The 13381-nt window shown below is 67.2% G+C and carries 10 protein-coding genes and 1 pseudogene; 9 read left to right on the forward strand and 2 right to left on the reverse strand.

Annotated elements, in window-relative coordinates; all coding sequences use genetic code 11:
• Positions 1–85: 85 nt before the first annotated feature.
• Genes NL241_RS00415 through NL241_RS00425 form a run of 3 tightly spaced genes read left to right on the forward strand, consistent with a single transcriptional unit; the run spans position 86 to position 2169 of the window.
• Complete coding sequence (locus tag NL241_RS00415; RefSeq protein ID WP_494396479.1) at positions 86–1552, forward strand: DUF4226 domain-containing protein; 1467 nt, start codon at positions 86–88, stop codon at positions 1550–1552.
• A 9-nt stretch (positions 1553–1561) separates the two neighbouring features.
• A complete protein-coding gene (locus tag NL241_RS00420) occupies positions 1562–1879 on the forward strand; it encodes a type VII secretion target (protein ID WP_487692139.1) in 318 nt (105 codons plus the stop codon).
• Entirely contained in the window at positions 1876–2169 is a 294-nt protein-coding gene (locus tag NL241_RS00425) for a DUF2694 family protein (RefSeq protein ID WP_494396480.1), read from the forward strand. Before NL241_RS00420 ends, NL241_RS00425 begins: the two co-directional genes overlap by 4 nt.
• A 2-nt stretch (positions 2170–2171) precedes the next feature.
• Here NL241_RS00425 and NL241_RS00430 read toward each other — a convergent pair whose 3' ends face one another.
• The gene (locus NL241_RS00430; RefSeq protein WP_487692141.1) at positions 2172–2315 is read right to left on the reverse strand and encodes a hypothetical protein; all 144 of its coding nucleotides are present in this window, start codon (positions 2313–2315) and stop codon (positions 2172–2174) included.
• Positions 2316–2428: 113 nt separating this feature from the next.
• Here NL241_RS00430 and NL241_RS00435 point away from each other — a divergent pair, with 113 nt between their 5' ends.
• The 3 genes and pseudogenes from NL241_RS00435 to NL241_RS00445 form a co-directional block, all read left to right on the forward strand.
• A complete protein-coding gene (locus NL241_RS00435; RefSeq protein ID WP_487692142.1) occupies positions 2429–3541 on the forward strand; it encodes a DUF5631 domain-containing protein in 1113 nt (370 codons plus the stop codon).
• Between the two features lie 139 nt (positions 3542–3680).
• On the forward strand, positions 3681–3971 hold the full coding sequence (locus tag NL241_RS00440; RefSeq protein ID WP_487692341.1) for a DUF2710 family protein: 291 nt from the start codon (positions 3681–3683) through the stop codon (positions 3969–3971).
• A gap of 298 nt (positions 3972–4269) precedes the next feature.
• Positions 4270–4818 (forward strand): annotated as a pseudogene (locus NL241_RS00445) (type VII secretion AAA-ATPase EccA); the annotation flags it as partial.
• A 3-nt stretch (positions 4819–4821) separates the two neighbouring features.
• Here NL241_RS00445 and NL241_RS00450 read toward each other — a convergent pair.
• Positions 4822–5874: a MinD/ParA family ATP-binding protein gene (locus NL241_RS00450; protein WP_494396481.1), complete on the reverse strand. Its 1053-nt coding sequence runs from the start codon at positions 5872–5874 to the stop codon at positions 4822–4824.
• A gap of 418 nt (positions 5875–6292) precedes the next feature.
• Here NL241_RS00450 and NL241_RS00455 point away from each other — a divergent pair, with 418 nt between their 5' ends.
• From NL241_RS00455 to NL241_RS00465, 3 genes are all read left to right on the forward strand, one after another.
• Entirely contained in the window at positions 6293–6568 is a 276-nt protein-coding gene (locus tag NL241_RS00455) for a hypothetical protein (RefSeq protein ID WP_494398449.1), read from the forward strand.
• A 722-nt stretch (positions 6569–7290) separates the two neighbouring features.
• Complete coding sequence (gene gltB / locus NL241_RS00460; protein WP_494398450.1) at positions 7291–11853, forward strand: glutamate synthase large subunit; 4563 nt, start codon at positions 7291–7293, stop codon at positions 11851–11853.
• Positions 11846–13315: a glutamate synthase subunit beta gene (locus NL241_RS00465; protein WP_494396482.1), complete on the forward strand. Its 1470-nt coding sequence runs from the start codon at positions 11846–11848 to the stop codon at positions 13313–13315. Before gltB ends, NL241_RS00465 begins: the two co-directional genes overlap by 8 nt.
• Positions 13316–13381: the final 66 nt, after the last annotated feature.

Raw genomic sequence — 13381 nt, forward strand, 5'->3', positions numbered from 1 at the left:
CGCCAGCAAGTGAATTGTCGGGTACCGGGACCGTCGGTAGTGTCCGCGCCATGTGGGGGACCGGGATCACCGAACGGCTGCAGGGGTGAGCACGCAGAAAGAGTTGCATGACGCGGTGCAACACGTCGGCCGCGTCACCGGCGATCCGGCGGCGTGGACCAGAGGCCTCACGCAGTCAGATATCGCGGTGGCAAGCCTCGTCGTCGCACCGGAGGCCGAGACCAACGCCGTGCTCGGCAAGATCAAGGCCGCCCACCCCACATTGTTCGACAGCCGCACCGGTGCACCGGTGACCCCACCTGTCGCTCCCGCCGAAACTCCCGAGCCCCAACAAGGGGCCGGCATCACGGCCATCAAGAAGGCCGAAGACGACCTGGCCCACCAGAATTCGAGCACGGCACACGTCGACCTGTTGGTCATCACCGCGATCCTGAACGCACACACCACCACCGAACAGGGCAGCGCGGCACTGCGCCGGCTCCAGGCCGAGATCGAGGAAGCGGTGCAGGTCCGCACCGACCTGGATACTCCGGCCGGTGCCAGAGACTTTCAGCGTTATCTGATCGGCAAGCTGCGCGAGATCGGTGCCGTGGTGCAGACCGCAAGCCTGGATGACAGGTCAAAGGCAGTCCTGGCCACCGCCTGGACCGCACTCTACGAATCATCGACAGCGGGCCGTCCCGGTGCCACCACGCAACCGGCCCGGCCGACCGCCTCCACGGACGTCCCGGCACCGACACCACTGCCGCCCTACGGCGCCGACCTCGGAGCGGACCCGCTGCTGGAACAACTGCTGGCGCAGGAGCCGCTCGGCGCCCAAGCACCAACCCCGCACGCTTCGTCGGCGTCCCCACCGGCAACGGCTCCACCGGTGACGCCGGCGGGCATGCCCGCACTGCCCACACTGGGCGGGCCTGCCGGTGGGCTCGGGTCACCGGGTGGTGGTTTGCCGTCGATCACTCCGGGATGGTCTCGGCCAGAGGATGGTTCGGCGCCGCCCACCCGCGGGGAACCTGATTCTCTCGATGACCTGCTGGCCGACGCGGAATCCGTGTTGGCCGAAGAGCCCGAAGATCTCGCCGAACCGGAGGACGCCGAACCGGAGAACGCCGAAGCAGAGGACGACGAGCCTGCCGCACCCGAACCACAGCCCGACGAAGAACCAGAGTCGGCGGAGGTGCTCCTACCCGGTGGTGACCGCATCACCGCGCCGACGCCGGAGCTCGCGAAGGTCATCACCACCGCGCTGGCCGGGACGCCGGTCGGTGAGGCATTCCAACGGCACGGTCTCGCGATTCCGCCGCCGGGCACTCCGGTGTCGGACCCGGTCGATCCCGCCGAGGTCTCCACCGGCGACGTCGGGATGTTCACCGATCGCCAGGCCTTGGCGCTGGACCGCACCCGGGCCCTGCTCGGCGGCGAGATCCAGCCGCTCACGAGCGTCAGCGGGCCGAGCTTCCTAGGCTGGATGCACCCACCGCAGACGCCCCACTCCGCACCGAGCACCGATGTCCCTGCCCCCACCCGACCGGCGACGACGCCTGCTACCTAGGAGACAGCCATGGATGACCGCATCGTCATCGAACCGGACAAACTGCGTGAGGCGGCCCGCCACCATGCCGACGCCGCGGACTACCTGCGCACGGTGCCAGGCACCCACGACGCGATCCAGGAGAGCCTGGATTCCCTCGGCCCGATCTTCGGGGACCTGCGGGAGGCCGCGCGCCATCTCCTCGAGCAGCGGCGCCAGTGCTACGAGCGTCAGGCCGACGAACATGCGGAGATGGCGGATAATCTGCACCGATCGGCCACGTTGTGGGAGGAGCACGAAGCAGACAGCGCGCAACGACTCGGCGCCCTGCTCGACGAACAGAGATGACCGAACCGAACCCCGACTTCGACGCCCTGCACCCCAGCGGACACGTGCTCTTCCGCAGCTGTCGGGGTGGGTACCTGCACAGCGTCATGTTGTCCGAGGAAGCCCTGTCCACTGATGCTCACACTCTGGCCGCGGGCATCAAACTGGCCGCTGACGTCTCCTACCTGAGCGCGCTCATGGAAGTACGCGCGGAGATACTGGCCGCCGGACACACGCCGTCGGACGAAGTGCCGACCCAGCGTGACCTCGACGCGGCGCGGTCAGCACTGGCCGAACACCACCTGAGCTGAGGTCAGCGAACCCAGTTCTGCACTGAACCGGCGGCGGGCGTGATATCGGCGGGCGGCGCGACCGGGTTGTCGCCGAACAACTCCCGCGCCCGGGCCAGCAGGGCCCGCACTTCATCGAGCTGGGCCTGCAGCGTCGAGTCCGTCATGACAGCTGACGCTACCCACCGTTGTGCCGGCCGACAATTCACTGTGCCGAGCCGGGTTGGCCGCGAAGAAACAGCTGAATAGCGATACCCCGGTACCCCGGTACGCTTGGCCAGTGGCGGTTTTCGGGCGGCGATCGGCGCGGCAGCGCCTGCGCAGGGCTACCGAACAGGCCCTGTCGGTGCCGACGTTCCGCACACCCGATGACTGCACTCCCTGGGTGCTGGGCGGGCTCTGGCCCGCCGAGCTGGACCCGGTGACCCCCGAAACCGCAACGGTCGCTGAGTATTTGAAAAGGGACCTGCAGCGCATCGCGGATTCCGCCAACCACAAGCTGCGGATGATCAACGAAGCCAGGATGCCCGAGCCGATACGGCACGCCGAGCAGAACCGGGTGATCGACAGCGCGCGGGCGTACGCCGTTGCGCGGGTTGAGTCCACGATGCGGCAGCTTCGTCGAGAACCGCCGCCCGCACCCACAACCGAGCTGCCGAGCCTGGCCCAGGCGTTCGAGGCCGAGCCCGTCACCGTGGCGACGCCGGTGATCATCGCCGAACCGGTGCCCGAACCAGAACCGGACCCGCCCGCGGAAACCACCGAGCAGCGGCTGCGGCGGTTCGTCGATGCAGTGGCCCGGCAGGAACCCGGGTTGCGCTGGGCCGCCGGCGAGCGCGAGGACGGCAGCATCGTGATCGTCACGGACCTGGCGCACGGGTGGATACCGCCAGGCATCGTCGTCCCCGCCGGCGTCGAGCTTCTCGAACCCGCCCGCCGCAACGGCAACCTGCGCGCACTACTCGGCGCCACAGATCGGTCCGCCACCTACAGCCCTGGTGACCCGTTCTCCCATGGCAGCGCCGCCGTGCCCGGCATCGCGGGTGGTCGGCGCACCGCTGCGGAGGTCCCGGATCTGGGGTGGCGGCTCTCCGAAGCCACCCGCTGGCGCGACGGGCTGCCCAGGATCACCCACACCTTGGCCAAAGCGGCGGCCTCGGGAACGGGAGTGGCCGAGGCGGAGCTCGACGTGCTGCGGGTGCACCTGGACACCGCCCGCTATCAACTGCTGGCGCGCTACCCCGGTGTGAACACCGGCATCCTGCTGAACTGCCTACTGCTGGCCGCCACCGACGCCCTGGCCGCAGGTGACCGCGAGGCAGCCAACTATCACTTCGCCTGGTTCGTCGAGTTCACCTCGGCATCGGCCGGTAATGAGGGTTCTGCGTCCTGACCGGCCGTTGCTGACATTGCCTGGCGGCGGTTGTTGTCACTTTGCCGGTGTGAATTGACGGGTCTCCTCGCCCCTGGACATACTGACAAGATGTCGGGGTCGGGCCGGTGTGGGGGGCGCTGCCGGAGGGCAGGTGCCGATGGATGACCGTGCCCTGGTCGACGAGGTGCTCCGCGAATTGAATGCCGCCGCCGACCGCTGGGAGAAATTGGTCGCCGAAGCGGAACGGATAACGTACAGCGTGGACCTCGGAGACATTTACGCGGTGGCCAATTCGGACGGGCGATTACTCGAATTGACCCTGCACCCCCGCGTCACGAGTGAATACACGCACGGCGAACTCGCCGACCGGCTCAATTCGGCGTTCGCCGCGTTGCGTGAGGAGGCGCAGGCCGACAACGAGGCACGATATGGCGGGGGGTTGCGTTGACCGACCGTTTTCGGAACATCCGTCACTTGCGGCACTGGAGTAGCCGAGCAACGCCTGCAGGCGGCGGCAAATTGGTGTCATCCGATGCTCCCGGGCGCCGTTATCGTGAAAACGCGAGCAGTTTCGGCGTGCCGGCGCGAGTGCTGCGGCACGCCCGGGGGCCGGGCGGAAATAGTGTGCCGAAAGGAAGCCCAGCGTGCCACTGAATCTGTCCAACCGGGATCAGAACTCGGGACACCTGTTCTACAACCGCAGGCTCAAAGCGGCCATCACGCGGTTCTCGGTGCGCATGAAACATGAGTTCTATTCGCTGGTCGAGCGTCACCACGATGGCCGGCCCGACATGATCGGCATGGAAGCGGTCAATCAGCTTCTGGTGGCACTCGAGGTGCACCGCTTCGACTTCTGTTTCATCGGCGCGGGCTACGAGAAGGAAGTGGACGAATTCCTCACGGTGAACCCGGGTTTGGCGGGCCGGTTCAACCGCAAACTGCGCTTCGAGTCCTACAGCCCGGACGAACTGGTGGAGATCGCCGTGCGCTACGGTCAACCGCGGGCCACCGTCATCGAACCGGCGGCGCGGGAAGCGTTGAGCGCGGGTTGCCGGATGTTGCGGGCCTACCGCGCACCCGACGGTACCCACGGGGTCGACGTGATGCAGAACGGCCGATTCGCCCGCAATGTCGTCGAACGTGCCGAACGCCTTCGTGATTCACGCGTGGCCGCCCAGCATCGGACCGACCGGGGTTCGGTCACGGTCGAGGACCTCGAGACCATCCGGACCCAGGACGTCGTCGCCGCGATGCGTGATGCCTGCGCCGAGAAGCATGTTCCGATAGAGCTCTGAGCGTTACCGCCTCGGCATCGTGACGAACCGGTGGACGATTGCCGCGGCGATCTCGAGGAAGCACAGCTTGGTCGCCTGATCCATTTCCCGCGTCACGTCGATGACGCCGCCCGGTCGCAGGTGTGGATCGAACGGCACTTGCACCAATGCCTGCCCTCGGCTGGTGAACTGGTGTGCCAGCGATGCGCGGGTCTTCTTGTCGGAATGTCCGTCAGAGTCGTTGAGCACCACGATACTTCGACGCAGCAGCTCGGTCTGGCCATTGTTGGCCAGCCATTCCATGGTCTGGGCGGCCGCCGCGGCGCCGTCGGCCCACGGCGAGGAGACCACGATCAGTGCATCGAGGTCGCGCAGTGCCTCCTGGGTCACCGGTGCGTCCATCGTCGACCCGCAGTCGATCACCGAGATGGTGAAATGTCGATCCAACCGCCGTACCGCTTCCCGGTAGACGGCCGGGTCCAGCACGCGTCTCCGGGTGGTGGGGTGCTCGCCGGCCACCACGTGGAGTCCCGCGGAATTGTGGCCGACGCGATTCTGCAGATCGGCGAAGGTGTACAAGTTCTTGTCATTGGCCAACTCCCAGTACGAACCCCGCACGGTGGGGTCGATCCGGCTGGCAAGGCGACCGAATGCGGTGTCGGCGTCCAGCGCGATCACCCGGTCACCGGGGCGCTGCTCGGCGAAGATGGATCCGATGCTGGCGGCCACCGACGTCTTCCCGACGCCTCCTTTTCCGAGCACACCGATCTTCAGGGGCCCGGGCAGTGGAGTGCGGATCACCGCGGTCAGTTCGGCCCGCCGGCGCTGGGCGGGGGACGGGCCGAAATTCACCAGCCCGAAGGTGGCGCGGTAGACGGTGCGACGCCAGCCGGCTTCCGGGCGGGGTTTCGGTGGAGGCGCCGGTACGGGTGCAGGCCAATTCGGTGCCGGAGGCGGCTGAGGCGAGCGCGGCGGGCCGTACTGAGGTGGCGGCCATCCCGGCGGTGGGGGCGGCGAGTGGCGGTCACCAGGCGCAGGGCCGCGCCGGTCGCGCACGAAGTCGTCCCGCTCTGTCACTTGCTGCCTCCTCAGAAGGTGACTTGCCGGGAGTGCACCCGGCAGGTCGCCTGAGCCCCATGAGACCACCGGGGCGCGACGTTGGTCGATTCTGCTCCCAGTATCGGTCAAGGCCGTGCTGAACCGTGGACCGCTGCGCTGCTACGCAATTGTGCCGACGGCATAGCGGTCCGACGGGGGGCGATCAGTGAAAACTCCAGCTTGTGACTCTGCTAAAGAGCACCCGGGCGCCGCAGTGCTACACAAGCCGTTGCGATGCTACGTATTTTGCTGCTACGGTGCAGACACCGGGACCTGCTTCGAGAGGAATCTCATGACAACCGCTCTGAACGCCAGCCATCCCGTCGACCGCCGCCAGGCCGAGGGTGTCCCCGTCTACGAGATCGTGGGCGAGTGCACCAGGGACCCGGACCGCTGGATGGCGAGCACTTCCTCTGCAGAAGCCGTCGAGATCGCCGAAGCCACCAAAGCGGTGTGCCGCGGCTGTGCGCGGTGCTGGCTGTGTGCGCGGGACGCGGTGGAGACGCCGGGCGCCGAGGGGATCTGGGCCGGAATCCTGGTTCCCGAGGCGGGCCGCGGCCGGACGTTTGCCCTGAAGCAGCTGTCCTCGCTCGCTGAACGCGGTGGCTATCCGGTCCGCAGACGCGCCCGTCGGCCCGGGCTCGACGTCGAACTCGAGTCCGAGGACGAGTAGGCCGCTACGCGTGTGCCGGGCCGGTTCCCGGTGGAATGTGGATCCAAGGCCCCGGCGCGACGACTGACGGCCCACGTCGGGGGTGGTCGGGACCATGGTCAACGGCGTCGATGTGCCGGTGAGGGGTGGCCATGGTCCCGGCGAAGCCTCGAAGAAGCCGCGAAATCTCTGAGAATTGGCCTAAATCTCGCGCAAACTGGCAATGGGTGTCGATATGCCCGCCGACCTGCTCTGATGCGCTCTCGCTGCCGGTCAGAGACCTGCAATTCTGCGGATTTCGTCGAACGGGCGCTCACCGGGGGCCGCCAGCTAATTACCTAAGTGATTGATGTGACCACAGCGATACCGAAGCGTGACCGATTGGTTCCCCCGCTTGAGGTGAAACTCCCTCTGCAGCAACGGAATTCATCTGAAGCCGCTTCACGCCCGCTCGGCGCACCTTCCGGGCCCGCAAACCAAAGTTAGGGTCGGCTTAGTTGGCATGTCCTGCCCGGTGTGGCATATCGTTTTACGACTTTGTCGTGACCCCACACAGGGCCGCCGTTCAACGCTGCACGGAAGCTGCGGGTCACGCCACGCATACAGGCCAGACCATGGGGACGCAGCCCGCTTCCCCCGGCGGTCGACAACGGCAGCGCAGCCACGACAGCCAGCGCACACGTCGTCAATATCTTCACACGAAGGGTCAGGTGGAACCACCGGTGGCAATAGGGCCCAGCGGGATGTACAACCCCGCATACGAGCATGACTCCTGTGGTGTGGCGATGGTCGCCGATATGCACGGTCGTCGCAGCCGCGACATCGTGGACAAGGCGATCACCGCCCTTCTCAATCTGGAGCACCGCGGCGCCCAGGGCGCCGAGCCGAACACCGGCGACGGTGCCGGGATCCTGATCCAGGTTCCTGATGAGTTCCTGCGCGCCGTGGTCAACTTCGACCTGCCCGAGGCCGGCAGCTACGCCACCGGTATCGCCTTCCTGCCACAGTCGTCCAAGGACGCCGCCCGCGCCTGCGAAGCCGTCGAGAAGATCGTCGAGGCCGAGGGCCTCAAGGTGCTGGGCTGGCGTGAGGTGCCCACCGACGAATCCTCCCTGGGCGCCCTGGCCCGCGATGCCATGCCGACCTTCCGCCAGCTGTTCATGGCCGGTGACTCCGGGATCGAGCTGGAACGCCGCGCCTACGTGATCCGCAAGCGCGCCGAACACGAGCTGGGCAACAAGGGCCCCGGCCAGGACGGCCCCGGACGCGAAACCGTCTACTTCCCAAGCCTTTCCGGGCAGACCCTGGTGTACAAGGGCATGCTCACCACCCCGCAGCTGCGGGCGTTCTACCTGGACCTGCAGGACGAGCGGATGACCAGTGCGCTCGGCATCGTGCATTCGCGGTTCTCCACCAACACCTTCCCGTCGTGGCCGCTGGCGCACCCGTTCCGCATGGTGGCCCACAACGGCGAGATCAACACCGTCACCGGTAACGAGAACTGGATGCGGGCCCGTGAGGCGCTGATCCACACCGACGTGTTCGGCTACCACAACGACCTGAACAAGATCTTCCCGGTCTGTACGCCGGGCGCCTCGGACACCGCCCGGTTCGACGAGGTGCTCGAACTGCTGTACCTCGGTGGCCGCAGCGTCGCCCACGCCATGCTGATGATGATCCCGGAGGCCTGGGAGCGCAACGAAGCCATGGACCCCGCCCGGCGGGCGTTCTACCAGTACCACGGCTCGCTGATGGAGCCGTGGGACGGGCCGGCCTCGGTGTGCTTCACCGACGGCACGGTGATCGGCGCGGTGCTGGACCGCAACGGCCTGCGCCCCTCACGCATCTGGGTCACCGACGACGGCCTGGTGGTGCTGGCTTCGGAGGCCGGCGTGCTCGACCTGGAGCCGTCCAAGGTGGTGCGCCGTATGCGCCTGCAGCCCGGCCGGATGTTCCTGGTGGACACCGCCCAGGGCCGCATCGTCTCCGACGAAGAGGTCAAGGCCGAACTCGCCGCCCAGCACCCCTACCAGGAGTGGCTCGACGCCGGCCTGTTCCACGTCGACGACCTGCCGCAGGGCAACTACGTCCGGATGCCGCATCACCGCGTGGTGCTGCGCCAGCAGATCTTCGGCTACACCTACGAAGAGCTGAACCTCCTGGTGGCGCCGATGGCCCGTACCGGCGCCGAGGCGCTGGGCTCGATGGGCACCGACACCCCGATCGCCGTGCTGTCGCAGCGCTCGCGGATGCTCTACGACTACTTCCAGCAGCTGTTCGCCCAGGTGACCAACCCGCCGCTGGACGCCATCCGCGAAGAGGTGGTGACCAGCCTGCAGGGCACCGTCGGCCCCGAGGGCGACCTGTTGAACCCCGACGCCGAATCGTGCCGTCAGATCGTGTTGCCGCAGCCGATCCTGCGCAACGCCGAGTTGGCCAAGCTGATCAACGTCGACCCCGATCACGAGATCCGCGGCCGCAAGCACGGTATGCGTGCCGCGGTGGTGAGCTGCCTGTACCCCGTCGCCGACGGCGGCGTGGGACTGCGCCGCGCGCTGGAGGACGTCCGCAAGAAGGTCTCCCAGGCCATCCGCAACGGCGCCCGCATCATCGTGCTGTCCGACCGCGAGTCCAACGAATGGCTGGCGCCCATCCCGTCGCTGCTGTCGGTGGCCGCGGTGCACCACCATCTGGTGCGCGAGCGCACCCGCACCCAGGTGGGTCTGGTGGTCGAGTCCGGTGACGCCCGCGAGGTGCACCACATGGCGATGCTGTGCGGCTTCGGCGCCGCCGCCATCAACCCGTACATGGCGTTCGAGTCCATCGAGGACATGATCGACCGCGGCGTCATCACCGGGCTGACCAGCGATGCGGCCAAGGCCAACTACGTCAAGGCCGCCGGCAAGGGTGTGCTGAAGGTGATGTCCAAGATGGGCATCTCCACCCTGGCGTCCTACACCGGCGCGCAGCTGTTCCAGGCGGTCGGTATCAGCCAGCGGGTGCTCGACGAGTACTTCAGCGGATTGCACTGCGCCACCGGCGGAATCGACCTGGAGGACATCGCCGCCGACGTCGCGGCCCGCCACGAGCTGGCCTACCTGGAGCGTCCCGACGAGCGCGCCCACCGCGAGCTCGAGGTCGGCGGCGAGTACCAGTGGCGCCGCGAGGGCGAGTACCACCTGTTCAACCCCGACACGGTGTTCAAGCTGCAGCACTCCACCCGCACCGGGCAGTACAAGGTGTTCAAGGAGTACACCAAGCTGATCGACGACCAGAGCGAGCGGATGGCGTCGCTGCGTGGACTGTTGAAGTTCAAAGATGGTGTGCGCGAGCCGATTCCGATCGAAGAGGTCGAGCCGGCCAGCGAGATCGTCAAGCGGTTCTCCACCGGTGCCATGAGCTACGGTTCGATCTCCGCCGAAGCCCACGAGACCCTGGCCATCGCGATGAACCGCCTCGGCGGCCGGTCGAACTCCGGTGAGGGCGGCGAAGACGTCGCGCGCTTCGAGCACGATCCCAACGGTGACTGGCGCCGCAGCGCCATCAAGCAGGTGGCCTCGGCGCGCTTCGGCGTGACCTCGCACTACCTGACCAACTGCACCGATATCCAGATCAAGATGGCCCAGGGCGCCAAACCCGGTGAGGGCGGCCAGCTTCCGGGTCACAAGGTCTATCCGTGGGTGGCCGAGGTGCGGCACTCCACGCCGGGTGTGGGCCTGATCTCCCCGCCGCCGCACCACGACATCTACTCCATCGAGGATCTGGCGCAGCTGATCCACGACCTGAAGAACGCCAACCCGCAGGCGCGGGTGCACGTGAAGCTGGTGTCCGAGAACGGCGTCGGCACGGTCGCGGCCGGTGTGTCCAAGGCGCACGCCGACGTGGTGCTGATCTCCGGCCACGACGGTGGCACCGGTGCCACCCCGCTGACCTCGCAGAAGCACGCGGGTGCGCCGTGGGAGCTGGGCCTGGCCGAGACGCAGCAGACGTTGCTGCTCAACGGACTTCGCGACCGGATCGTCGTGCAGGTGGACGGCCAGCTCAAGACCGGACGCGACGTGATGATCGCGACGCTGCTGGGTGCCGAGGAGTACGGTTTCGCCACCGCGCCGCTGGTGGTCTCCGGCTGCATCATGATGCGGGTCTGCCACCTCGACACCTGCCCGGTGGGCGTGGCGACGCAGAACCCGGTCCTGCGTCAGCGCTTCAACGGCAAGCCCGAGTTCGTCGAGAACTTCTTCATGTTCATCGCCGAAGAAGTGCGGGAACTGATGGCGCAGTTGGGTTTCCGCACCATCAACGAGGCCGTCGGCCAGGTGGCCGCGCTGGACACCACCAAGGCCGCCGAGCACTGGAAGGCGCATAAGCTCGACCTCAAGCCGATCCTGCACGAGCCCGAGTCGGCGTTCATGAACCAGGATCTGTACTGCAGCTCGCGCCAGGACCACGGTCTGGACAAGGCGCTGGATCAGCAGCTGATCGTGCAGTGCCGCGAAGCCCTGGACAGCGGTACGCCGGTGCGGTTCAACACCACGATCGCCAACGTCAACCGGACCGTCGGCACCATGCTGGGCCACGAGGTCACCAAGGCATACGGCGGGCAGGGCCTACCCGACGGCACCATCGACATCACCTTCGACGGCTCGGCCGGCAACAGCTTCGGGGCCTTCGTGCCCAAGGGCATCACGCTGCGGGTCTACGGTGACGCCAATGACTATGTGGGCAAGGGACTCTCGGGTGGACGCATTGTGGTCCGGCCGTCGGAGAACGTGCCCGCCGAGTACGTGGCCGAGGAGAACATCATCGGCGGCAACGTGATCCTGTTCGGCGCCACCAGCGGGCAGGCATTCCTGCGCGGTGTGGTGGGCGAGCGGTTCGCGGTGCGTAACTCCGGTGCGCACGCCGTCGTCGAAGGTGTGGGCGACCACGGCTGTGAGTACATGACCGGTGGCCGCGTGGTGATCCTCGGTAAGACCGGCCGCAACTTCGCCGCGGGCATGTCCGGTGGCGTGGCCTACGTGTACGACCCGGCGGGAGAACTGTCGGAGAACCTCAACACCGAGATGGTGGAACTCGACGCCTTCGACGAGTCCGATCGTCAATGGCTGCACGACATCATCGTCGCGCACGTCGACGCCACGGACTCGGCGGTCGGGCAGAAGGTACTGGCCGATTGGTCGGCAGAGCAGGAGAACTTCGTGAAGGTGATGCCGCGCGACTACAAGCGGGTGCTGCTGGCGATGGCGGAAGCGGAGCAGTCCGGCCAGGATGTCTCCGAGGCGATCATGGCGGCCGCTCGTGGGTGACCCAAGCGGCTTCCTGAAGCACACCGTCCGCCAGACCCCCGCCCGCCGGCCCGTGCCGCTGCGCCTCAAGGACTGGAAAGAGGTCTACGAGGAGTTCAGCCACGAAACCCTGCAGGTGCAGGCGTCGCGCTGCATGGACTGCGGTATTCCGTTCTGCCACAACGGATGCCCGCTGGGCAACCTGATCCCGGAGTGGAACGACCTGGTGTTCCGGGGTCGCTGGCGCGATGCCATCGAACGGCTGCACGCCACCAACAACTTCCCGGAGTTCACCGGACGGTTGTGCCCGGCGCCGTGTGAGGCCTCGTGTGTGCTCGGCATCAACCAGGACGCGGTGACCATCAAGCAGGTCGAGGTCGAGATCATCGACAACGCGTTCGGTGAAGGCTGGGTGGTCCCGCTGCCGCCGGATACCTTGACGGGCAAGAAGGTTGCCGTGGTGGGCTCGGGTCCGGCCGGTCTGGCCGCCGCTCAGCAGCTGACCCGCGCCGGGCACCAGGTGACGGTGTTCGAACGCGCCGACCGTATCGGCGGCCTGCTGCGCTACGGCATTCCCGAGTTCAAGATGGAAAAGCGCCACATCGACCGGCGGCTGGAACAGATGGAGGCCGAAGGCACCCAGTTCCGCGCCGGCGTCAATGTCGGCGTGGACATCACCGTCGAGCAGTTGAACGAGGACTTCGACGCCGTGGTGCTGGCCGGCGGTGCCACCGCGTGGCGGGATCTGCCGATCCCCGGCCGGGAGCTCAACGGTATTCACCAGGCGATGGAGTTCCTGCCGTGGGCCAACCGCGTCCAGAACGGCGATCCCGTCACCGACGAGAACGGCGACCCGCCGATCACCGCCAAGGGCAAGAAGGTCGTCATCATCGGCGGCGGTGACACCGGCGCCGACTGCCTGGGCACCTCACACCGCCAGGGTGCGGCCAGTGTGCACCAGTTCGAGATCATGCCGCGCCCGCCCGAGGAGCGCGCCGACTCGACCCCGTGGCCCACTTACCCGTTGATGTTCCGGGTGTCCTCGGCACACGAGGAGGGCGGCGAGCGTGTCTTCTCGGTCAACACCGAGGAGTTCGTCGGCGACGGTAACGGTAACGTGCGGGCCCTCAAGGTGCACGAAGTGCAGATGGTCGACGGCCGGTTCCAGAAGGTCGAGGGCAGTGACTTCGAGCTGGAAGCCGACATCGTGTTCTTGGCGATGGGCTTTGTGGGGCCGCAGAAGGAAGGCCTGCTGACCGATCTCGGCGTGGAGCTCAACGAGCGTGGCAACGTCTCACGCGGCGACGACTTCCAGACCTCGGTCCCCGGGGTGTTCGTCGCCGGGGACATGGGCCGCGGGCAGTCGCTGATCGTGTGGGCCATCGCCGAGGGCCGGGCCGCCGCCGCGGCCGTCGACAAGTTCCTCATCGGTGAGTCCGCGCTGCCGGCACCGATCAAGCCGACGGCAGCGCCTCAGCGCTAGTCACAGAAGTCCCGGCAGCCACTCCTGTAACTTTGTGCGGCGTGGCTTCCGGGGTTTGCCAACCCT

The organism is Mycolicibacterium sp. SMGY-1XX, from assembly GCF_059132455.1.